Here is a 20,332-nt window from a genome sequence, read left to right on the forward strand (position 1 = left end):
CCCGCCCCGTCACCGAGGGCGGGCGGGAAAGGACCGGAAAGGACGGCCCGCCGTGCCGGAAGGGCACACCATTCATCGGCTGGCGCAGGACTACGCCGCCCGCTTCCGGGGCACCGCCCCCCGCGTCACCAGCCCCCAGGGCAAGTTCTCCGACGCCGCCGCCCTCCTGGACCGCTCCGAGCTGACCGCCACCGAGGCCCACGGCAAGCACCTGTTCCTGCGGTTCCGGGACGTCGACTGGGTCCACATCCACCTCGGCCTGTTCGGCAAGGTCGGCTTCGGGGACGCCCCCGCGCCCCCGCCCACCGACACCGTCCGCCTCCGCCTCGCCACCGACACTGCCTACGTCGACCTCCGCGGCCCCACCACCTGCGCCCTGATCACCGACGACGAGAAGCACGCCGTCCACGCCCGCCTCGGCCCCGACCCGCTTCGCGAGGACGCCGACCCCGCGGCGGCGTACCGGAGGATCGCCCGCAGCCGGACGACGATCGCCGCCCTGCTCATGGACCAGAAGATCGTGGCCGGCGTCGGCAACGTCTACCGCGCCGAGGTCCTCTTCCGGCACGGGATCGACCCCTACCGCACCGGCCGCGACATCACCCCCGCCGAGTGGGACGCCTTGTGGCAGGACCTCGTCACGCTGATGCGCGAGGGCGTCCGGAACAACCGGATCGACACCGTACGACCGGAACACACCCCCGAGGCCATGGGCCGCCCGCCCCGCGTGGACGACCACGGCGGCGAGGTCTACGTCTACCGCCGGGCCGCCCGGCCCTGCCACGTCTGCGGCGACGACATCCGCACCGCCGGCCTCGCCGCCCGCAACCTCTTCTGGTGCCCCACCTGCCAGAAGCACTGACACTCCTTCGGGTGGGTTTACGGAAATCCGGCGCCTGAGCGAACCTGTGAACCCGAGCCCCGCACGGGGGACAAGCAGGACCTCCCGTGCCAAGCGGCCGGTGCGATGGATAGGGTCCCGAACTAATGGCAGCAGGACGAGAGACGCGCGCGAAGGCCGACACGTTCACGGCCCGGTGGAAGATGCAGTGGCACCGGGCCCGCGTCGGCCTGCGCCGAAGCGCCGTCGACTACTTCCGCGGCGACGGCTCCGACTGGATCGCCTTCGCCGGACTCCTGCTCACCATCCCGGTCCTCGCGGCCCTGACCCTGTTCGACTCCGTGTGGTGCTCCCCGGCCATGCTCGTGCTGCCGATCGTCGCCGGCGGACTGCTGCTGCGCCCGGCCAGCCTGCTCGGCCTGTACGCGACGGCGGCCACCGCGCTGATCGTGGAGTCGGTACGCCTCGGCCCGTACACCGAAGGCCCCTCCCGCGTCACCCCGGGCGTCGTCCTGGTGGTGGCCGCCTGCGGCTTCTTCGGCCTGCTCACCGCCCAGTTCCGCAGCCGCGTCGGCGTGCCCTGGCGGCGCGGCGGCACCATGCTGTTCGACCTGCGCGAGCGGATCAGGGTGCAGAGCACCCTGCCCAAACTGCCCCAGGGCTGGCACCACGAGATGGCGCTGCGGCCCGCCGGCGGCCAGTCCTTCTCCGGCGACTTCGTGGTGGCCGCCCGCACCAACGGCGGCCGCACCCTGGAGGTCGTCCTCACCGACGTCTCCGGCAAGGGCATGGACGCCGGCTCCCGCGCCCTGCTGCTGTCGGGCGCCTTCGGCGGCCTGCTCGGCTCCCTGCCCCCGCACGCCTTCCTGCCCGCCGCCAACGGCTATCTGCTCCGCCAGGACTGGGACGAGGGCTTCGCCACCTCCATCCACCTCGTCCTGGACCTCGACTCCGGGGACTACGAGCTGTACTCCGCGGGCCACCCGCCCGGCCTCCAGCTCAGCGCGGGCAGCGGCCGCTGGGAGGAGAAGTCCGCCGAGGGACCGCTCCTCGGGGTCTACGACGGCGCCCAGTTCGACTCCGTCAAGGGCTCGCTGCGGCCCGGCGACGTCCTGATGCTGTTCACCGACGGCCTGGTGGAGACCTCCGACCGGGACATCGTGGAGGGCATCGACCGCCTCACCGGCGAGGCCGACCGCTACGTCGCCGGCGGTTTCCACGGCGCCGCCTGGCACCTCATCGAGGCCGTCGCCAAGGACGTCAACGACGACCGCGCCCTGCTGCTGATCTGCCGTGAGGCCTCGGCCCACGCCCGCTGACGGACGCCTTCCGAAGGGTGCCGCATGACACGCCCGTTGACCCTCGCCGACGTCGAGGCCCTCGCCCGCGCCGCGCACCAGGGGCAGACCGACAAGGCGGGCCGGCCGTACGCCGAACACCTCGCCGCCGTCGCCGGGGGCGTGCGCGACCGCGGGGGCGACGCCGAGCAGATCGCGGCGGCCTGGCTGCACGACGCCGTGGAGGACGACGCGGTGAGCCGCGCCTGGCTGGCGGGGGCCGCGCTCACCCCGCGCACCAAGGCCATCGTGGACGCCGTCACGAAGCGGGCGGGGGAGGAGCCGGCGGCGTACGCCCGGCGCATCCTCGACACCCCGGGCGCCCTGCTGGTGAAGGAGGCGGACCTGGCGCACAACGCCGACCCGGAGCGACTGGCCGTACTGGACGAACCGACCCGCGGACGACTGACCGAGAAGTACGCGCGGATGCGCGCACTCCTCGGTCTCGACGCGTGACCGGGGCTCCCGGCGTCAGACGCTCGCCTTCACCGGCTCGCGTTCCTTCCGCTGCCGCTCGCGGGCCTGTTCGCCCGCGTCCTGTACGAACGCCCACGCCATCTTCGGCTCCATGGCGAAGCGGAAGACCCGCTGCACCGGCTTGGTGCACAGCACGGTGACGGTGGCCACCGCGAGGACGGTGACGACGGCCGAGCCGTAGTTCCCGTACCGCTCGGCGATGTCGAACCCGCCCAGGAAGAGCACGCTCTTGATCACGAAGCCGTGCAGCAGATAGCCGTACAGCGTGCCCGCGCCGAGCGCGGTGAACCACGTGCGGCGGCCCGGCACCCAGGCCAGGAAGCAGGCGGTGAGCAGCATGGCGCAGCCGAACATGGCCAGCGTCATCAGCGGCCCGATCCACCACGGGGCGCCGAGCTCCTGCGCGGAGTTCTGCCGGAAGAACCAGTTGTCGTTCATGTGCGGCGCGGTCCACCAGCCGATGACCAGCGCCGCCGCGAACACCGGCAGTGACAGGATCCGCATCCGGCGCGTGCGCATCAGCTGGAAGTGTTCCGGCTTCAGCAGCAGTCCGAGGACGAAACACGGCAGGAACTGCAGGATGCGGCCGAAGTCCAGGCTGCGGTCGACCCCGGGGGTGACCGAGCTCAGCATGGCGAGCCCGAGCGCGATCGGCAGCGGCCAGCGCACCAGCTTCCACAGGGGGCTGGTCAGCCGCCACGCGAACAGCGCGAGCAGGAACCACGTCAGGTAGTACGGCGAGAAGAGGTTGATCGGGCCGTCGATGTGGCCCGCGTACCGCTTGAACAGCGAATAGGCGAGCTGGAACAGCACATAGGGCACCACGACGCCGGTGACCAGGCGCTTCAGCCGGTCCGGGCGCATGTCGAAACTGCGGGAGAAATAGCCGGAGATGACGATGAAGGCCGGCATGTGGAAGGTGTAGACGACGTTGTACAGGTCTTCGAGGACCCGGTTGTCGGTCTTCAGCGGAGACCAGGAGTGCCCGATCGCCACCAGTGCGATCGCCAGGTACTTTGCGTTGTCGAAGAACGGGTCGCGCTGTTTACCGGGTCTGCCCGCCTTTGGCTGCTCCTCCTGCGCACGCTGCGGGGCACGCGGTCCGGGCACTCCGTCCGCCGGCGGCTGTGCCGGGGGGAGCGGCCGTGGGTTCTGGCCGGGGGACGAGGCGGCGTCAAACATCTCAGGCACCCTAGCGTCGTCGGCGGGATTCCGTAAAACCCCCCCTAGTCATTCCTGGTTATCACCTTCGTATGCCCGGTGATTTGCCGAACTTGCCTCCCCCGTACACGTGATGATGCACACACAGAGGTCCACCGTTGGCCCCTGATGTCCCGATTCATCCCCAATAATTGGGGCATACCGCAACTCGGTGTCATCAATTTGAATTACATGCACGGGAGATGTGTGGACACGGAAACGAACTCGCGTAATTACGGTCGGAGTCCCGCGCGGATGTCCTTCGAATTGCAGTGCGGTACATCGCCCGCGCCGGGGCGGCCCGTCCGACATCCCGTCAGCGGCCGCATGGACCAGGCCCGTTGGTGGCACGATGGTTCTGGCGGGGGTGCGGGCCGTACCCCCGGGCCGGGAGCAGGGACCGACCGAGGGTGTGATCTGTCGTGGTCATTTCAGTATCCGTGGCGCTGATGCTGGCGATCGTCCTGGTGGTGCTCATAAGAGGGGGGAACATCAAGCCGGGACCGGCCATCGTCGCGATCCTCTTCGGCTTCTTCCTCGCGTCCACCGGCATGGCGCCGTCCATCAACCGGTTCCTGACCTCGATAGCGGACTCGATCGACTCGATCAAGTTCTGACCCGCTCGCTCGCGGCCGGCGGCTCGTGGAAGAGCCGGTGGCTTATGGAAGGGCCGGCGGCTAATGGAAGAGATGCCGCCGCTCGGCCGGCTGCCGGCTGATGAACACCAGGCGGTCGAAGTCCGCGGCCACCCCGCGCAGCAGCAGATCCACCAGGGCGCGCGCCGAGGCGGCGTCCACGGGGGCCTCGCCGAACAGCGCCCGCCGGTACACCACCGAGGCGAGCAGGTCCACGAACAGCTCGGGGTCCACGTCGGGCAGCAGGTCCCCGCGTTCGACGGCCCGCCGCACCGCGACCGCGGCCGCCGCACGGCCGGGCCGCACGAGGCTGTCCAGCAGGTACGCGTGGAGCTCCGGGTCGGCGGAGCAGTCGGCGATCAGCGGCGCGAGCACCCCGGCCGGCAGCCGCTCGTGCAGCACCTCGGCGAGCAGGCGCACGCTCTGGTGCAGATCGCAGCGGGTGCAGCCGTTGTCCGGGACGGGCGGCACGACGAGGACCGAGGCGAGCGCGTCGATCACCAGGCGCTGCCGCTGGGGCCAGCGGCGGCGGATGGCGGCCTTGCTGGTGCCCGCGACGGCCGCCGCCTTCTCCAGCGCGAGTCCGCCGTACCCGTCCTCGTGCAGCAGCCGCACCGTCGCCGCCAGCACCGCCGCGTCGATCGCCGGGTCCCTGGGCCGCCCGCCGGCCGCCGGGCTCATGCGGCGGCGTCCTCGGGGTACCAGCGCAGCTCCACGGTGTTCCCCTCGGGATCGCGCACATAGACCGACTGGGCGGAACCCCGGGCACCCCACCGCGGCACCGGCCCCTCGATCACGTCGAAGGCGCCGGAGCCGACGACCTCCCGCCAGTCCAGCGGATCCACCACCAGGCAGATGTGGTCGACGTTGGACTCCCCGCGCGGCCGCTCGAACAGGTCGATGACGGTGGTGGCGCTGACCCGCACCGACGGGAACGGCACCTTCCCGGCCCGCCACTCCGCGACCCGCTCGCCCGCGAGCCCCAGCGGCCCGGTGTAGAACCCCAGTGCCCGCTCGACGTCCGAGACGTTGAGCACCAGGTGGTCGAAGTCCTTGACCCGCATGGCGTAACCCCCTGCCGTGGTCGTTCCCAGTTATGTTCCGTACCGGTACGGAACATAACTGGGACCTGGCGGTGCCCGCAACGACGACGAAGGCCCAGGTGCGAGGAAACAACCTCTCACCTGGGCCTTCGGCATCCAGAGCGGGCGACGGGAATCGAACCCGCGTAGCTAGTTTGGAAGACTAGGGCTCTACCATTGAGCTACGCCCGCAACACTGCGCCGCCGGTCGGTGACCGCGGCACTCAGGCATCGTAGCGGGTCGTCCGCCGCTTGGGCCAACACGTCCGGTCACCGAACACCACGCGCCCCGCCTCGAAGAATGCGGCCGACGCGGGCCGCCGGGGCATGTACCCTACGTGTCGCACACAGACGGGGTGTGGCGCAGCTTGGTAGCGCGTCCGCTTTGGGAGCGGAAGGCCGTGGGTTCAAATCCCGCCACCCCGACCACCGATCGGCCCACGGGCCGGCGCTCGACCCGGTCCCCGGCCCGCCTCACGCGACCCCTTCTTCCGCCCCTGGTCAGGGCGCCCGTAGACCCCCTGGCAGGCCCTCGTACCACCGCTGTACGGCCCCGGGCCGGCCCGCCGCCCGCGGCGCCACGGAGATCACCTTTTGGGGCGCCGAACGGCTGCGGTTACTATGCAAGCTGCACGCCCGTGTGCCCCGGCCCTCACGGCCTACGTACTCCTCCGGGCGGCGAATCCGCCGGACCTGTCTGGCTCCGGCAGAACCCAAGCAGTCAGCCACAAGGAGACCGAACCGTGAAGAGCGCCGTGGAGACCCTGAACCCGACCCGGGTTCGGCTCACTGTCGAGGTGCCCTTCGAGGAGCTCAAGGACAGCCTCGACGCGGCGTACAGCAAGATCAACCAGCAGGTCACGGTGAAGGGCTTCCGCAAGGGCAAGATCCCGGCCCGCATCATCGACCAGCGGTTCGGCCGCGGTGCGGTCCTGGAGGAGGCGGTCAACGACGCGCTTCCGAAGTTCTACACCGAGGCGGTCAACGAGGCCGAGCTGAGCCCGCTGGGCCAGCCCGACGTCGACATCACCGAGCTGAAGGACGGCGAGACGCTGAACTTCACCGCCGAGGTCGACGTCCGCCCGGCCCTCGAGATCCCGGACTACTCCGGCATCGAGGTCGAGGTCGACGCCATCGAGGTCACCGACGAGGACATCGAGAAGTCGGTCGAGCAGCTTCGCGAGCGCTTCGCCTCGACCTCCCCGGTCGAGCGCGCCGCCGAGGACGGCGACGTCGTCACCATCGACCTGGAGGCCAAGGTCGAGGGCGAGGTGCTGGAGGACGGCATCGCCAGCGGTGTCTCCTACACCATCGGCTCCGGTGAGCTGCTCGACGGCATCGACGACGCCGTCAAGGGCCTGTCCGCCGGTGAGGAGGCCACCTTCACCTCCGAGCTGAAGGGCGGCTCCGCCGCGGGCAAGGAGGCCGAGGTCTCCGTCAAGGTCACCCAGGTCGCCAAGCGTGAACTGCCGGAGCTGGACGACGAGTTCGCGCAGCTCGCCTCCGAGTTCGACACCCTGGACGAGCTCAAGGCCGACAGCCGCAAGCGCCTCGCGAACATGAAGGAGTTCGACCAGGCCACGCAGGCCCAGGAGCGCGTCCTGGAGAAGCTCCTCGAACTGGTCGAGGTCCCGGTCCCCGAGAAGCTGCTCGAGGACGAGGTCAACACCCGCAAGCACAACCTGGAGCACCACCAGCTCGGCCAGATGGGTCTGACCCTCGACAAGTACCTGGAGATCCAGGGCAAGACCGCCGAGGAGTTCGAGACCGAGACCCGCGAGGCCGCGGTCAAGGGCATCAAGACCCAGTTCGTCCTGGACGAGCTGGTCAAGAAGGAGCAGCTCAACGTCAACCAGGAGGAGCTCACCGAGCACCTCATGCGGCGTGCGGCCTCCTCCGGCATGTCCCCCGACCAGTTCGCCCAGGCCGTCGTCGAGGGTGGCCAGGTGCCGCTTCTCGTCGGCGAGGTCGCCCGCGGCAAGGCCCTGGCCGTCGTGGTCGAGGCCGCCACGGTGAAGGACACCAACGGCGAGACCGTCGACCTCTCCGACGAGGACGAGGAGACCGAGGCCGCGGCCGAGACCGAGGCCGAGGCCACCGAGGAGACCACCGAGGGCTGAACCGCCCCACGGCGCCTCTGACGCGCGTACGACGGGCCCCGGGGACTTTCCCCGGGGCCCGTCGCCGTACCCGCGAGGGGCGGCCCGCCCGGCGGCGCGGGGCGGCACCGCTCGCCGCCCCACCGCGGGACGCGGCTGGCCGGAACGCGTCGGCGCCCCGGCGGCGATCGGCCACCGGCCGCACGGCGGAGCGCTACGCCCCCGGCGAACAGCCGCTACTCCGGGATTCCCCGAAGGTGCCCGAGCGTTAGGGTCCATGAGTACGGGGGCAGGGGAGTCTCCTGAAACCCCCCGAACCTCCGGCAGGACGACGAGACGGCCCGGCGCCGTCGTGAGACGAGCAGGTGGATACGTGACGAATCTGATGCCCTCCGCCGCCGGCGAGCCCTCCATCGGTGGCGGCCTCGGCGACCAGGTCTACAACCGACTGCTCGGCGAGCGGATCATCTTCCTCGGCCAGCAGGTCGACGACGACATCGCCAACAAGATCACCGCTCAGCTGCTGCTCCTGGCCGCGGAGCCGGACAAGGACGTCTACCTCTACATCAACAGCCCCGGCGGCTCGGTGACGGCCGGCATGGCCATCTACGACACCATGCAGTACATCCCGAACGACGTGGTCACCATCGCGATGGGCATGGCGGCCTCCATGGGCCAGTTCCTGCTCACCGGCGGTGCCGCGGGCAAGCGCTTCGCCCTGCCGCACGCGGACATCATGATGCACCAGGGCTCCGCGGGCCTCGGCGGCTCGGTCACCGACATCAAGATCCAGGCCGAGTACCTGCTGCGCACCAAGAAGCGCATGGCCGAACTGACCGCGTTCCACTCCGGCCAGACCTTCGAGACGATCACCCGGGACGCGGACCGCGACCGCTGGTTCACCCCGGAAGAGGCCAAGGAGTACGGTCTCATTGACGAGATCATCACGAACGCCTCGGGTGTTCCGGGAGGCGGCGGCACCGGTGCCTGACCGGCCCGGCCACGCCACGCACCGCCACCACCCAAGCCCCCAGAACGCCACCAGGACGGTGAACATCCCATGAGTAACTTCCCCGGCGCGGCCAGCGGCCTGTACGAAGGGCCCCGGCCCGACGCCCGCTACGTGATCCCGCGCTTCGTCGAGCGCACCTCCCAGGGCATCCGCGAGTACGACCCGTACGCGAAGCTCTTCGAGGAGCGCGTGATCTTCCTGGGCGTCCAGATCGACGACGCCTCCGCCAACGACGTCATGGCGCAGCTCCTGTGCCTGGAGTCGATGGACCCCGACCGGGACATCTCGATCTACATCAACAGCCCCGGCGGCGACATGACCGCCCTGACGGCGATCTACGACACGATGCAGTTCGTGAAGCCCGACATCCAGACGGTGTGCATGGGCCAGGCGGCCTCCGCCGCGGCCGTCCTGCTCGCCGCCGGCACCCCGGGCAAGCGCATGGCGCTGCCGAACTCCCGCGTGCTCATCCACCAGCCGGCGGGCTCCACCGGGCGTGGCCAGCTCTCCGACCTGGAGATCATCGCCAAGGAGTTCACCCGGATGCGTGAGCAGCTGGAGAACATGCTGGCCACGCACTCGAGCCAGCCGCTGGAGAAGGTCCGCGAGGACATCGAGCGCGACAAGATCCTCACGGCCGAGGAGGCGCTGGAGTACGGCCTCGTCGACCAGATCATCTCCACCCGCAAGCTGAACAACGCCGAGGTCCGCTGACGCGGGAGCGGCGCGCTCTGAAGCCCCTCGTGGCAGGGCTCACGGCAAGTGAACCCTGCCAAGGGGGGCCCGAACATCGGGCCCGGCAAGGTACCGTCGGACATAAGGCAGCACCAGGAGCCGCTGGCACGCAGGTGTCCAGGCGGCTCCCAGGCGAAGGGGAAGCACACCGTGGCACGCATCGGTGACGGCGGCGATCTGCTCAAGTGCTCGTTCTGCGGCAAGAGCCAGAAGCAGGTCAAGAAGCTCATCGCAGGGCCCGGTGTGTACATCTGCGACGAGTGCATCGACCTCTGCAACGAGATCATCGAGGAGGAGCTCGCCGAGACCAGCGAGGTGCGCTGGGAGGAGCTGCCCAAGCCCCGCGAGATCTACGAGTTCCTCGAGGGCTACGTGGTCGGCCAGGAGGCCGCCAAGAAGGCCCTGTCCGTCGCGGTGTACAACCACTACAAGCGGGTCCAGGCGGGCGAGAACGGCGGCGCGAGCGGCCGTGACGACGCCATCGAGCTGGCGAAGTCCAACATCCTCCTGCTGGGCCCCACGGGCTCCGGCAAGACCCTCCTCGCCCAGACCCTGGCACGCATGCTGAACGTGCCGTTCGCCATCGCCGACGCGACCGCGCTGACGGAGGCGGGCTATGTCGGCGAGGACGTGGAGAACATCCTCCTCAAGCTCATCCAGGCCGCCGACTACGACGTCAAGAAGGCCGAGACGGGCATCATCTACATCGACGAGATCGACAAGGTGGCCCGCAAGAGCGAGAACCCGTCGATCACCCGGGACGTCAGCGGCGAGGGCGTGCAGCAGGCCCTGCTGAAGATCCTGGAGGGCACCACCGCCTCGGTCCCGCCGCAGGGCGGCCGCAAGCACCCGCACCAGGAGTTCATCCAGATCGACACGACGAACGTGCTGTTCATCGTGGGCGGCGCCTTCTCCGGTCTGGAGAAGATCATCGAGTCCCGCGCGGGCGCCAAGGGCATCGGCTTCGGCGCGACCATTCTCTCCAAGCGCGAGCTGGAGGCGAAGGACGTCTTCGAGGACGTCATGCCGGAGGACCTGGTCAAGTTCGGCATGATCCCCGAGTTCATCGGCCGTCTGCCGGTGATCACCTCGGTCCACAACCTGGACCGCGAGGCCCTGCTGAAGATCCTGGTCGAGCCGCGCAACGCGCTCGTCAAGCAGTACCAGCGCCTCTTCGAACTCGACGGCGTGGAGCTGGACTTCGAGCGCGAGGCGCTGGAGGCCATCGCCGACCAGGCGATCCTCCGCCAGACCGGCGCCCGTGGCCTGCGCGCCATCATGGAGGAGGTCCTCCAGGGCGTGATGTACGAGGTCCCGTCCCGCAAGGACGTCGCCCGCGTCGTCATCACCGCCGACGTGGTCCTCTCGAACGTCAACCCGACCCTGATCCCCCGCGACGCCCGCGGCAGGGGCGCGGGGGAGCAGAAGACGGCGTAACCACCCGCCGCGACGACGCCGAAGGGCCCCGGTCAGCCGACCGGGGCCCTTTTCACGTGCGGCGGGGCGGGCGCCGACGCACGTACGCCCTCGGGGAGTTACGCCTTGACGCGCACGTCGTTGCGCAGCTTCGCCGCCAGATCCGCCGTGTCGTCCAGCGAGCCGGCCTGGCCCGAGGCGAGGGAGGCCACGCTGTAGTCCGACACGAAGGCGACGGTGCTGTGGTCACCCCAGATGCACACCGGCATCTTGATGCTCTTCGGCATGCCCGCGTCCGAGGAGGAGGAGCCGGTGCTGTCGATCTGCGCCACCTGGCACTTCATGACACCGTTGGAGAACCCGGCCGGGTGGACGGTCTCCGGGCTGCCGATCAGCTTGCCCTTGGTGTCGGAGCCGCTCTGGTCCTTCGACGCCTCCGTCTTGACCTTGGCGAACATCGCGTCCACCACGGCCTCGGGGTCGTCGATGGTGCCGTACACGCCGCTGAAGGACAGGCCCTTCTTGGTCAGCCCGGTGCCGGTCGCGTAAGTGGCGCTGACCTCGGTGGGGTTGGTCACCCCCCACTTCTGGAAGTCCGACTTGTCGGAGTCGCTGAGCCCGTCCGAGGAGTCGCCCGAGTCGTCCTGCTTGGTGTACGTGCCGTTGATCACCGAGCCGGGAGTGATCAGCTTGTGCGCGCCGTCGTCCGCGATGCTGCCGCTGTCGCTGCCCCCGCCGAGCAGGAAGACCGCGCCCACCACGATCGCGGCCACGACCACGACCGAGCCGATGATCAGCCCCGTCTTCTTCTTGCCGCCGGCCGGCTGGGGCGGCTGGGGCATGCCGCCGTAGGGCTGCTGCTGGCCGCCGTAGGGCTGCTGGCCGTACGGGTTCTGCTGCGGGTAGCCGTACCCCGGCTGCTGCGGCGGAGCCTGCTGGGGGTAGCCGTAGCCGGGCTGCTGGGGCGCCTGCGGGGGCTGCCCGTACGGACCGGGCTGCTGCGGCTGCCCGTACGGACCGGGCTGCTGCGGCTGCCCGTACGGCCCCGGCTGACCGTAGGGGCCCGGCTGCTGGGGTGGCTGGCCGTACGGGCCCGGCTGGTTGTTGCTCATCTCTGGGATCCCCCTAGGACGCTTATATGTACCTGACATCCTGAACCAGGGCCGCGACCCGCAGGGCACCGGGGGCCGCACCGTTACAGAACAAACGTGTTTCGGGACCGGTCCGTGACCCCTCTAAACTGACCCCCGTGACCGACAACGCTCAGCAGCAGCCACCCGCGCCCGACACCGAACTGCCGACCCAGTACGCGCCGGCCGATGTAGAGGGGCCGCTGTACGAGCGCTGGGTAGAGCGGGGCTACTTCGAGGCGGACGCGAAGAGCGAGAAGCCGCCGTACACCGTCGTCATCCCGCCGCCCAACGTCACCGGCTCCCTCCACCTGGGCCACGCCTTCGAGCACACCCTCATCGACGCCCTGACCCGCCGCAAGCGCATGCAGGGCTTCGAGACCCTGTGGCAGCCCGGCATGGACCACGCCGGCATCGCCACCCAGAACGTGGTCGAGCGGGAGCTGGGCAAGGAGGGCAAGTCCCGCCACGACCTGGGCCGCGAGGCCTTCGTGGAGCGCGTCTGGAAGTGGAAGGGCGAGTCCGGCGGCCAGATCTCCGGCCAGATGCGCCGCCTCGGCGACGGCGTCGCCTGGTCCCGTGAGCGCTTCACCATGGACGAGGGCCTCTCCCAGGCCGTCCAGACCATCTTCAAGCGCCTGTACGACGACGAGCTGATCTACCGCGCCGAGCGCATCATCAACTGGTGCCCGCGCTGCCTGACGGCCATCTCGGACATCGAGGTGGAGTACCAGGACGACGACGGCGAGCTGGTCTCGATGAAGTACGGCGAGGGGGACGACACCATCGTCGTCGCCACCACCCGTGCCGAGACGATGCTCGGTGACACCGCCGTCGCCGTCCACCCCGAGGACGAGCGCTACCGGCACCTGGTCGGCAAGCTCATCAGGCTGCCGCTGACCGACCGCTCCATCCCGGTCGTCGCCGACGCCCACGTCGACCCCGAGTTCGGCACCGGCGCCGTCAAGGTGACGCCGGCGCACGACCCGAACGACTTCGAGATCGGCCAGCGCCACGACCTGCCGGCCATCTCCGTGCTGGACGAGCACGCCGTCATCACCGTCCACGGCCCCTTCCAGGGCATGGACCGCCTGGAGGCCCGCTCCGCCATCGTCGCCGCCCTGCGCGCCGAGGGCCGGATCGTCGCCGAGAAGCGGCCGTACGTCCACTCGGTGGGCCACTGCTCGCGCTGCAAGACCACCATCGAGCCGCGCCTGTCCATGCAGTGGTGGGTCAAGGTCGGCCCGCTCGCCAAGGCCGCCGGTGACGCGGTCCGCGAGGGCAAGGTCAAGATCCATCCGCAGGAGATGGAGAAGCGGTACTTCGACTGGGTCGACAACCTCCACGACTGGTGCATCTCGCGGCAGTTGTGGTGGGGCCACCGGATCCCGGTGTGGTACGGCCCCGACGGCGAGGTCGTCTGCGTCGGCCCCGGCGAGCAGCCGCCCGCCGGCGAGGGCTGGCACCAGGACACCGACGTCCTCGACACCTGGTTCTCCTCCGGCCTGTGGCCCTTCTCCACCCTGGGCTGGCCGGAGCAGACCGAGTCGCTCGCGAAGTTCTACCCGAACTCCGTGCTGGTCACCGGCTACGACATCCTCTTCTTCTGGGTCGCCCGGATGATGATGTTCGGCCTGTACGCGATGGACGGCACCCCGCCGTTCCACACCATCGCCCTGCACGGCATGGTCCGCGACCAGTTCGGCAAGAAGATGTCGAAGTCCTTCGGCAACGCGGTCAACCCGCTGGACTGGATGGACAAGTACGGCTCGGACGCCCTGCGCTTCACCCTGGCCCGCGGCGCCAACCCGGGCGTCGACGTCCCGATCGGCGAGGACTGGGTCCAGGGCTCCCGCAACTTCGCCAACAAGATCTGGAACGCGACCCGCTTCGCGCTGATGAACGGCGCGACCGTCGAGGGGCCGCTGCCGGACGCGTCGAAGCTGTCGGCGACCGACCGCTGGATCCTCTCCCGCCTCAACTCGGTCGTGGCCGAAGTCGACGCGTACTACGAGGACTTCCAGTTCGCGAAGCTCTCCGACACCCTCTTCCACTTCGCGTGGGACGAGGTCTTCGACTGGTACGTCGAGCTGTCCAAGACCGTCTTCCAGGCGGGCGGCGAGCCCGCCGAGGCGTCGAAGCGGGTCCTGGGCGAGGTCCTGGACGTCACCCTGAAGCTGCTGCACCCGGTGGTCCCGTTCGTCACGGAGACGCTGTGGACCACGCTGACCGGCGGCGAGTCCGTCGTCATCGCCGCGTGGCCCGAGGACAGCGGCTTCCGTGACCGGGCCGCCGAGCAGGAGATCGCCGCGCTCCAGTCCGTCATCACCGAGGTCCGCCGCTTCCGCGCCGACCAGGGCCTCCAGCCGGGTCAGCGGGTGCCGGCCCGGCTGACCCTGGACGGCACGGCGCTGGCGCCGCACGAGGCGGCCATCCGCCAGTTGCTGCGCCTCCAGCCGGAGGGCGACGCCTTCACGGCGACGGCCACCCTGCCGATCGCCGGCGCCGAGGTCGCCCTGGACCTCTCCGGCACGATCGACGTGGCCGCCGAGCGCAAGCGTCTCGCCAAGGACCTGGCGGCGGCGCAGAAGGAGCGCCAGCAGGCCGAGGCCAAGCTGGGCAACGAGGCGTTCCTCGCCAAGGCCCCGGAGAACGTGGTGGACAAGATCCGCACCCGCCTCGCCAAGGCGGCGGACGACATCACGCGCATCCAGTCCCAGCTGGAGAAGCTGCCGCAGGCGTGAGCCGCCTCACGTGAGCGAAGGCCCCGGTACCGGCAAGGCACCGGGGGCTTCGCCCACCTATGTCACCGACCCTCCGTAGACTGGCCCCGTGAGCGACCTCCCGCACGAGAACGACCAGCCCGACCCTCTCGACGGCTTCGACGAGATCATCGAGGCAGAGACCACCCGCGACCCCGACCTCGCCGTGATCGAGGCCGGCAGCCGTACCCTGCGCACCCAGGGCGGCCCCGCGCAGGCGGACGTGCCCGCGCGCCCCGAGGACCCGGAAGTCGACAAGGCGCTGCGCGAGGTCGAGGCGGAGCTGGCGACCCGCTGGGGCGAGACCAAGCTGGAGCCCTCGGTCAGCAGGATCTCCGCGCTGATGGACCTGCTGGGCGACCCCCAGCGCTCGTACCCCTCGATCCACATCACGGGCACCAACGGCAAGACCTCCACCGCCCGCATGATCGAGTCCCTGCTCGGCGCCTTCGAGCTGCGCACCGGCCGCTACACCAGCCCCCATGTGCAGTCGATCACCGAGCGGATCAGCCTGGACGGCGCCCCGGTCTCCGCCGAGCGGTTCATCGAGACGTACCAGGACATCAAGCCGTACGTCGAGATGGTGGACGCCGCCCAGGAGTACCGGCTGTCCTTCTTCGAGGTCCTCACCGGCATGGCGTACGCCGCGTTCGCGGACGCGCCGGTCGACGTGGCCGTCGTCGAGGTCGGCATGGGCGGCTCCTGGGACGCCACCAACGTGATCGACGGTGACGTCGCCGTCGTCACCCCGATCGGCCTGGACCACACCGACCGGCTCGGCGAGACCACCGGCGAGATCGCCGGCGAGAAGGCCGGCGTCATCAAGCAGGGCGCCACCGTGATCCTGGCCCAGCAGCCGGTGGACGCCGCCCAGGTGCTGCTGAAGAAGGCCGTGGAGGTCGACGCCACCGTGGCCCGCGAGGGCCTGGAGTTCGGCGTCGTGGCCCGCCAGGTGGCCGTCGGCGGACAGCTCGTCACCCTGCGCGGCCTCGGCGGCGAGTACCCCGAGGTCTACCTCCCGCTGCACGGCGCCCACCAGGCGCACAACGCGGCCGTGGCGCTCGCCGCCGTGGAGGCCTTCTTCGGCGTCGGCGCCCAGCGCGCCGAACCGCTGGACGCCGACACCGTCCGCAAGGCCTTCGCCGCCGTCTCCTCCCCGGGCCGCCTGGAGGTCGTACGGCGGTCCCCCACCGTCGTCCTGGACGCCGCGCACAACCCGGCCGGCGCCGAGGTCACCGCCGAGGCGGTGCGCGAGGCGTTCGACTTCACCCGGCTGATCGGTGTCGTCGGCGCGAGCGCCGACAAGAACGTGCGAGGCCTGCTGGAGGCCTTCGAGCCGATCTTCGCCGAGATCGTCGTCACCCGGAACTCCAGCCACCGCGCCATGGACGCGGACGAACTGGCCGCCATCGCCGTCGAGGTCTTCGGCGACGAGCGGGTCCAGGTCGAGCCGCGGCTGCCCGACGCCCTGGAGGCCGCGATCACGCTGGCCGAGGAGGAGGGCGAGTTCGCGGGCGGCGGGGTGCTCGTCACCGGTTCCGTCATCACGGTCGGCGAGGCCCGGCTGCTGCTGGGCAAGGGCTGAGGAGTCCGACGTGCGTACGCTCTGTTCATCCACTCTGATCGGCGAGTTCTTCGTCATCGGCTTCGCCGGCCTGGTCGCCATGAAGGACCCGGGCCTGTCGGTCTCCACCGTCTGGCTGGTCAGCGGCATCGCCATGGTCCTGTGCGTGCTGCTGTGCGGCATGGTGACCCGCCCCGGCGGCGTCGCCCTCGGCTGGGCGCTGCAGCTCGCCCTGATCGCCTCCGGCGTCTTCGTGCCGACCATGTACTTCATGGGCGTGGTGTTCGCGGCCCTGTGGTGGGCCTCGGTGCATTACGGGAGGAAGGTGGACGAGGCCAAGGCCCGGTTCGCCGCCCAGGCCGAGTCCTCGGCTGACGCTGCGTAACGGGCGCCCGGACACGCCCTGTAACCTCGTCCCACCGCACACGTCCCACGCGTAAGGAGTCCCCTCGTGAGCCAGCGCACCCTCGTCCTGCTCAAGCCCGACGCCGTCCGTCGCGGCCTGACCGGCGAGATCATCAGCCGAATCGAGCGCAAGGCCGGCTGGCAGATCACCGCGCTGGAGCTGCGCGACCTCGACCAGGAGACCCTGGAGCAGCACTACGGCGAGCACAAGGGCAAGCCCTTCTACGAGCCGCTGGTCGCGTTCATGTCCTCCGGCCCCGTGGTGGCCCTGATCGTCGAGGGCGAGCGGGTCATCGAGGGCGTGCGCCAGCTCGCCGGCCCGACCGACCCGATCGCGGCCCAGCCCGGTTCCATCCGCGGCGACTTCGGTGTGATCGTCCGGGAGAACCTGATCCACGCCTCCGACTCCGAGGAGTCCGCGGAGCGCGAGGTGAAGATCTTCTTCCCGGGCCGCGCGTAAGTACCGGCGATAGAGGGAACGGGCGCCCCCGAACGCCCGTCTCCACAAGCGGGGCGGCCCGCCATCTGGTGACAATGGCGGAGACCCTCGCGCAGTGTTCGTGCAGGCGCGTTTACGATGGAAGCCTTCACGGAACAGCACCCGCCTCGCCTGCCTGACATGCCCTCAAAAGCTCGGGAAGGCCAGATGAATCCGGATGGGGAACTCAATGTCGTTCATCGGCCGTGACATGGCTGTCGACCTCGGGACCGCCAACACGCTGGTGTACGTCAGGGGTCGCGGAATCGTTCTCAACGAGCCGTCCGTCGTCGCCATCAACACCAACACCGGCGGCATCCTGGCGGTCGGCGCCGAAGCGAAGAAGATGATCGGCCGGACGCCGGGGAACATCGTGGCGGTCCGGCCGCTGAAGGACGGCGTCATCGCCGACTTCGAGATCACCGAGCGGATGCTGCGCTACTTCATTCTGAAGATCCACAAGCGGCGGTATCTGGCCCGGCCGCGGGTCGTCGTCTGTGTGCCCTCGGGCATCACGGGCGTCGAGCGCCGCGCGGTCATCGAGGCCTCCACCCAGGCCGGCGCCCGCCAGGTGCACATCATCGAGGAGCCCATGGCCGCGGCCATCGGTTCCGGCCTGCCGGTCCACGAGGCCACGGGCAACATGGTGGTGGACATCGGCGGCGGCACCACGGAGGTCGCGGTCATCTCCCTCGGCGGCATCGTCACCGCCCAGTCCATCAGGGTGGCGGGCGACGAGCTGGACAACGCGATCATCCAGTACATCAAGAAGGAGTACAGCCTTCTGCTGGGTGAGCGCACCGCCGAGCAGATCAAGATCACCATCGGTTCGGCGTATGAACTCGACGCCGACGAGCACACCGAAGTCCGCGGCCGGGACCTGGTGTCCGGGCTGCCCAAGACCGTCGTCATCTCGGCCGCCGAGGTCCGCAAGGCGATCGAGGAGCCGGTCAACGCGATCGTGGACGCGGTCAAGACGACCCTGGACAAGTGCCCGCCGGAGCTGTCCGGCGACATCATGGACCGGGGCATCGTGCTGACCGGCGGCGGCGCCCTGCTGCGCGGCCTGGACGAGCGGCTGCGCCGCGAGACCGGCATGCCGATCCACATCGCCGAGGACCCGCTGGACAGCGTCGCGCTCGGATCCGGAAAGTGCGTCGAGGAGTTCGAAGCGCTCCAGCAGGTTCTGGACGCCCAGCCGCGCCGATGACGAGGCGCTTCGATTCCGCCGTACGAGATGTTCTCCTCTCGTGCGGCGGATCGTTGATATAGAGGCATAAGCTCCCCAAACGGGCCGCTTGGATTTGCGCCGCACGTTTCGCGCTTTTTCCGGGGGGTCCGACGAATTCCTACTTGAGGAAGGGCACGGCCGCCGCACGTGAGGGACACCAAAGAGAGCCGGCTGCTCCTGGTCCTGCTGATCGCCGTAGCGTTCGCGTTGATCACGGTGGATATCCGAGGGGGCCGGAACTCCCCGGTCGACGGTGCCCGGCAGGCCGCGGCCACCGTGTTCGGCCCGGTGGAGGACGGACTGTCCTCCGCGGTCGAACCGGTGGGCAACGCGGTCTCGGCGATCCGCGACTCGGACGAGCGGCACAGCAGGCTCGCCACGCTGGAGAGGGAGAACGCGGCCCTCAAGGCGAAGCTCGGCAGCGACGACCGCAGCCGCAGCCGCCTGAACCAGCTCGACAGCATGCTGAAGCTCGCGGGCGAGGGCCAGTACGGCATCAAGGGCGCCCAGGTCGTCGCCATAGGGTCGGCGCAGGGCTTCTCCTGGACCATCACCATCGACGTCGGCGCGAGCGACGGCATCAAGCGGGACATGACCGTGCTCAACGCCGACGGCCTGGTCGGCCGGGTCACCACGGTCGGGCCGGACACCTCCACCGTGCTGCTCGCCAACGACCCGGACTTCACCGTCGGCACCCGCATGGAGGGCAGCGACGAACTCGGCTTCGCCTCCGGGCAGGGCGACCGTCCGCTGCGCGTCCAACTCCTCAACGGCAAGGCCGAGGTGAAGAAGGGCGACCGCCTGGTCACCTTCGGCTCGGAGTCCGACAAGCCGTTCGTGCCGGGCGTGCCGGTCGGCGTGGTCTCCCGCGTCGACCCCTCCGGCGGCGGTCTGACCCGCACCCTGTACGTCACTCCGTACGTCAGCTTCACCAAGCTCGACATCGTCGGCGTGGTGGTCCAGGCGCCGAAGAAGGACCCGCGCGACGAGGTCCTGCCGACCAAGCCCAAGCCGGTCCCGACGCCCACCGTGACCGTCACCGTCACCCCGTCCGCGGGCGCGAACTCCGGCGACCAGTCGCAGTCCGGCGGGTCCCCGTCCGACTCGTCGGGGACCGACGCACCGCAGACCGACCAGTAGCCGTAGGAGCTCAATCCCCATGCGTGTCAACCGGATCCTGCTCTCCGTGCCGCTGGTGGTGGTCGCCCTGGTGATCCAGGTGAGCGTCCTCGCCCGCCTCCATCTGCCGGGCGCCGTCCCCGATCTGCTGCTGCTGACCGTCCTCGGCCTCGCCATGGTGTACGGCCATGTCGGCGGCGCTCTCGTCGGGTTCGCCGCCGGTCTGCTGGCCGACCTGGCCCCGCCCGCCGACCACGCGGCCGGCCGCTACGCGCTGGTGCTCTGTGTTACCGGCTACTTCGCCGGGCTGATCAAGCCGGAGAACGGCCGGCTGAAGTCGGCGACCGGCCCGATGGCCGTGGTGGTCGTCGCCGCGATCGGCTCCACGCTGCTGTACGCCGGGGTGGGCGCCCTGGTCGGTGACACCGCCGCCCGCCATGTCGGCCTGCCCGGCCTGCTGGTCTCGGCCGCCCTGTACGACCTGCTGCTGGCCCCGTTCGTGGTCCCGGCGGTGATGTGGCTGGCCCGCCGCTGCGACAACGACCCGCTGGCCGAGACCGCCACCAGCGCCAAGGCGGCCGACATCTCCTCGGGCTGGCTGTCCTCCGGCACCGGGCTGCGCATCGGCAGCCAGCGCTCCGGCCTCGGCGCGCTCAAGGCCAAGGCCCGCACCCGCTCCGCCCGGGTCGGCCGCATCAAGGGGGTCAAGCGGCTGTGAACGCGCGTCAGGCTCCCGCGGGGCCGGGGGGATTCACTCGAACGGGTCGGCGTTCGCGGAACGCGGGCTCACAGACTGATCGTTCATCATT

19 protein-coding genes and 2 tRNA genes are annotated in these 20,332 nt (G+C 70.0%); 16 read left to right on the forward strand and 5 right to left on the reverse strand.

Annotation, left to right across the window (positions count from 1 at the left end):
* Positions 1-52: 52 nt before the first annotated feature.
* From AB0927_RS01930 to AB0927_RS01940, 3 genes are all read left to right on the forward strand, one after another.
* A complete protein-coding gene (locus AB0927_RS01930; protein ID WP_366665491.1) occupies positions 53-862 on the forward strand; it encodes a DNA-formamidopyrimidine glycosylase family protein in 810 nt (269 codons plus the stop codon).
* Positions 863-987: 125 nt separating this feature from the next.
* Entirely contained in the window at positions 988-2,160 is a 1,173-nt protein-coding gene (locus tag AB0927_RS01935; protein WP_366665492.1) for a PP2C family protein-serine/threonine phosphatase, read from the forward strand.
* Between the two features lie 24 nt (positions 2,161-2,184).
* Positions 2,185-2,634, forward strand: a complete 450-nt coding sequence (locus tag AB0927_RS01940) for an HD domain-containing protein (RefSeq protein WP_366665493.1) — start codon at positions 2,185-2,187, stop codon at positions 2,632-2,634.
* A gap of 15 nt (positions 2,635-2,649) precedes the next feature.
* On the opposite strand, the gene AB0927_RS01945 is transcribed toward AB0927_RS01940, so the two are convergent.
* On the reverse strand, positions 2,650-3,837 hold the full coding sequence (locus AB0927_RS01945; protein ID WP_366665494.1) for an acyltransferase family protein: 1,188 nt from the start codon (positions 3,835-3,837) through the stop codon (positions 2,650-2,652).
* A gap of 440 nt (positions 3,838-4,277) precedes the next feature.
* Between AB0927_RS01945 and AB0927_RS01950 the strand changes: the two genes are divergently transcribed.
* The gene (locus AB0927_RS01950; RefSeq protein ID WP_366665496.1) at positions 4,278-4,472 is read left to right on the forward strand and encodes a hypothetical protein; all 195 of its coding nucleotides are present in this window, start codon (positions 4,278-4,280) and stop codon (positions 4,470-4,472) included.
* Positions 4,473-4,532: 60 nt separating this feature from the next.
* Here the strand turns inward: AB0927_RS01950 and AB0927_RS01955 are convergent, their stop codons facing one another.
* The 3 genes from AB0927_RS01955 to AB0927_RS01965 form a co-directional block, all read right to left on the reverse strand.
* Positions 4,533-5,171, reverse strand: coding sequence for a TetR/AcrR family transcriptional regulator C-terminal ligand-binding domain-containing protein (locus AB0927_RS01955; protein WP_366665497.1), 639 nt, complete (start codon positions 5,169-5,171; stop codon positions 4,533-4,535).
* The gene (locus AB0927_RS01960) at positions 5,168-5,554 is read right to left on the reverse strand and encodes a VOC family protein (RefSeq protein WP_366665498.1); all 387 of its coding nucleotides are present in this window, start codon (positions 5,552-5,554) and stop codon (positions 5,168-5,170) included. Before AB0927_RS01960 ends, AB0927_RS01955 begins: the two co-directional genes overlap by 4 nt.
* A gap of 139 nt (positions 5,555-5,693) precedes the next feature.
* A tRNA-Gly gene (locus AB0927_RS01965) sits at positions 5,694-5,764 on the reverse strand.
* A 160-nt stretch (positions 5,765-5,924) separates the two neighbouring features.
* Here AB0927_RS01965 and AB0927_RS01970 point away from each other — a divergent pair.
* The 5 genes from AB0927_RS01970 (at position 5,925) to clpX (ending at position 10,855) form a co-directional block, all read left to right on the forward strand.
* A tRNA-Pro gene (locus AB0927_RS01970) sits at positions 5,925-6,001 on the forward strand.
* 314 nt (positions 6,002-6,315) lie between these two features.
* Entirely contained in the window at positions 6,316-7,692 is a 1,377-nt protein-coding gene (gene tig / locus AB0927_RS01975) for a trigger factor (protein ID WP_366665499.1), read from the forward strand.
* A gap of 364 nt (positions 7,693-8,056) precedes the next feature.
* A complete protein-coding gene (locus AB0927_RS01980; RefSeq protein WP_285561480.1) occupies positions 8,057-8,662 on the forward strand; it encodes an ATP-dependent Clp protease proteolytic subunit in 606 nt (201 codons plus the stop codon).
* A gap of 69 nt (positions 8,663-8,731) precedes the next feature.
* Positions 8,732-9,397 carry an ATP-dependent Clp protease proteolytic subunit gene (locus tag AB0927_RS01985; protein WP_366665500.1) on the forward strand — a complete coding sequence of 222 codons (666 nt, stop codon included), beginning with the start codon at positions 8,732-8,734 and terminating at the stop codon, positions 9,395-9,397.
* Between the two features lie 171 nt (positions 9,398-9,568).
* Positions 9,569-10,855 (forward strand): ATP-dependent Clp protease ATP-binding subunit ClpX, encoded by a 1,287-nt coding sequence (gene clpX / locus AB0927_RS01990; RefSeq protein ID WP_366665501.1) that lies wholly within the window; start codon positions 9,569-9,571, stop codon positions 10,853-10,855.
* Positions 10,856-10,953: 98 nt separating this feature from the next.
* On the opposite strand, the gene AB0927_RS01995 is transcribed toward clpX, so the two are convergent.
* Positions 10,954-11,946 carry a hypothetical protein gene (locus tag AB0927_RS01995; RefSeq protein WP_366665502.1) on the reverse strand — a complete coding sequence of 331 codons (993 nt, stop codon included), beginning with the start codon at positions 11,944-11,946 and terminating at the stop codon, positions 10,954-10,956.
* Between the two features lie 137 nt (positions 11,947-12,083).
* Here AB0927_RS01995 and AB0927_RS02000 point away from each other — a divergent pair, with 137 nt between their 5' ends.
* The 7 genes from AB0927_RS02000 (at position 12,084) to mreD (ending at position 20,241) form a co-directional block, all read left to right on the forward strand.
* Positions 12,084-14,708, forward strand: a complete 2,625-nt coding sequence (locus tag AB0927_RS02000) for a valine--tRNA ligase (protein WP_366665503.1) — start codon at positions 12,084-12,086, stop codon at positions 14,706-14,708.
* A gap of 88 nt (positions 14,709-14,796) precedes the next feature.
* On the forward strand, positions 14,797-16,311 hold the full coding sequence (locus tag AB0927_RS02005) for a folylpolyglutamate synthase/dihydrofolate synthase family protein (protein ID WP_366665504.1): 1,515 nt from the start codon (positions 14,797-14,799) through the stop codon (positions 16,309-16,311).
* Positions 16,312-16,321: 10 nt separating this feature from the next.
* On the forward strand, positions 16,322-16,675 hold the full coding sequence (locus AB0927_RS02010) for a DUF4233 domain-containing protein (protein WP_366665505.1): 354 nt from the start codon (positions 16,322-16,324) through the stop codon (positions 16,673-16,675).
* A 66-nt stretch (positions 16,676-16,741) separates the two neighbouring features.
* The gene (ndk, locus tag AB0927_RS02015) at positions 16,742-17,155 is read left to right on the forward strand and encodes a nucleoside-diphosphate kinase (RefSeq protein ID WP_366665506.1); all 414 of its coding nucleotides are present in this window, start codon (positions 16,742-16,744) and stop codon (positions 17,153-17,155) included.
* Positions 17,156-17,363: 208 nt separating this feature from the next.
* Positions 17,364-18,383 (forward strand): rod shape-determining protein, encoded by a 1,020-nt coding sequence (locus tag AB0927_RS02020; protein ID WP_366014331.1) that lies wholly within the window; start codon positions 17,364-17,366, stop codon positions 18,381-18,383.
* A 168-nt stretch (positions 18,384-18,551) separates the two neighbouring features.
* Positions 18,552-19,544, forward strand: coding sequence for a rod shape-determining protein MreC (mreC, locus tag AB0927_RS02025; protein WP_366665507.1), 993 nt, complete (start codon positions 18,552-18,554; stop codon positions 19,542-19,544).
* Between the two features lie 19 nt (positions 19,545-19,563).
* Complete coding sequence (mreD, locus tag AB0927_RS02030) at positions 19,564-20,241, forward strand: rod shape-determining protein MreD (protein ID WP_366665508.1); 678 nt, start codon at positions 19,564-19,566, stop codon at positions 20,239-20,241.
* Positions 20,242-20,332 lie beyond the last annotated feature (91 nt).

The sequence above is a fragment of the Streptomyces sp. NPDC048106 genome (assembly GCF_040706415.1).
Taxonomy (GTDB): Bacteria; Actinomycetota; Actinomycetes; order Streptomycetales; family Streptomycetaceae; genus Streptomyces.

Coding starts and splice junctions, on each gene's coding strand:
- AB0927_RS01960 (WP_366665498.1), bottom strand. CDS start 5,554: ATGCGGGTCAAGGACTTCGACCACCTGGTGCTCAACGTCTCGGACGTC.
- AB0927_RS01995 (WP_366665502.1), bottom strand. CDS start 11,946: ATGAGCAACAACCAGCCGGGCCCGTACGGCCAGCCACCCCAGCAGCCG.
- AB0927_RS01935 (WP_366665492.1), top strand. CDS start 988: ATGGCAGCAGGACGAGAGACGCGCGCGAAGGCCGACACGTTCACGGCC.
- AB0927_RS01985 (WP_366665500.1), top strand. CDS start 8,732: ATGAGTAACTTCCCCGGCGCGGCCAGCGGCCTGTACGAAGGGCCCCGG.
- AB0927_RS01980 (WP_285561480.1), top strand. CDS start 8,057: ATGCCCTCCGCCGCCGGCGAGCCCTCCATCGGTGGCGGCCTCGGCGAC.
- mreD (WP_366665508.1), top strand. CDS start 19,564: ATGCGTGTCAACCGGATCCTGCTCTCCGTGCCGCTGGTGGTGGTCGCC.
- AB0927_RS01945 (WP_366665494.1), bottom strand. CDS start 3,837: ATGTTTGACGCCGCCTCGTCCCCCGGCCAGAACCCACGGCCGCTCCCC.
- AB0927_RS01955 (WP_366665497.1), bottom strand. CDS start 5,171: ATGAGCCCGGCGGCCGGCGGGCGGCCCAGGGACCCGGCGATCGACGCG.
- AB0927_RS02020 (WP_366014331.1), top strand. CDS start 17,364: ATGTCGTTCATCGGCCGTGACATGGCTGTCGACCTCGGGACCGCCAAC.
- AB0927_RS01940 (WP_366665493.1), top strand. CDS start 2,185: ATGACACGCCCGTTGACCCTCGCCGACGTCGAGGCCCTCGCCCGCGCC.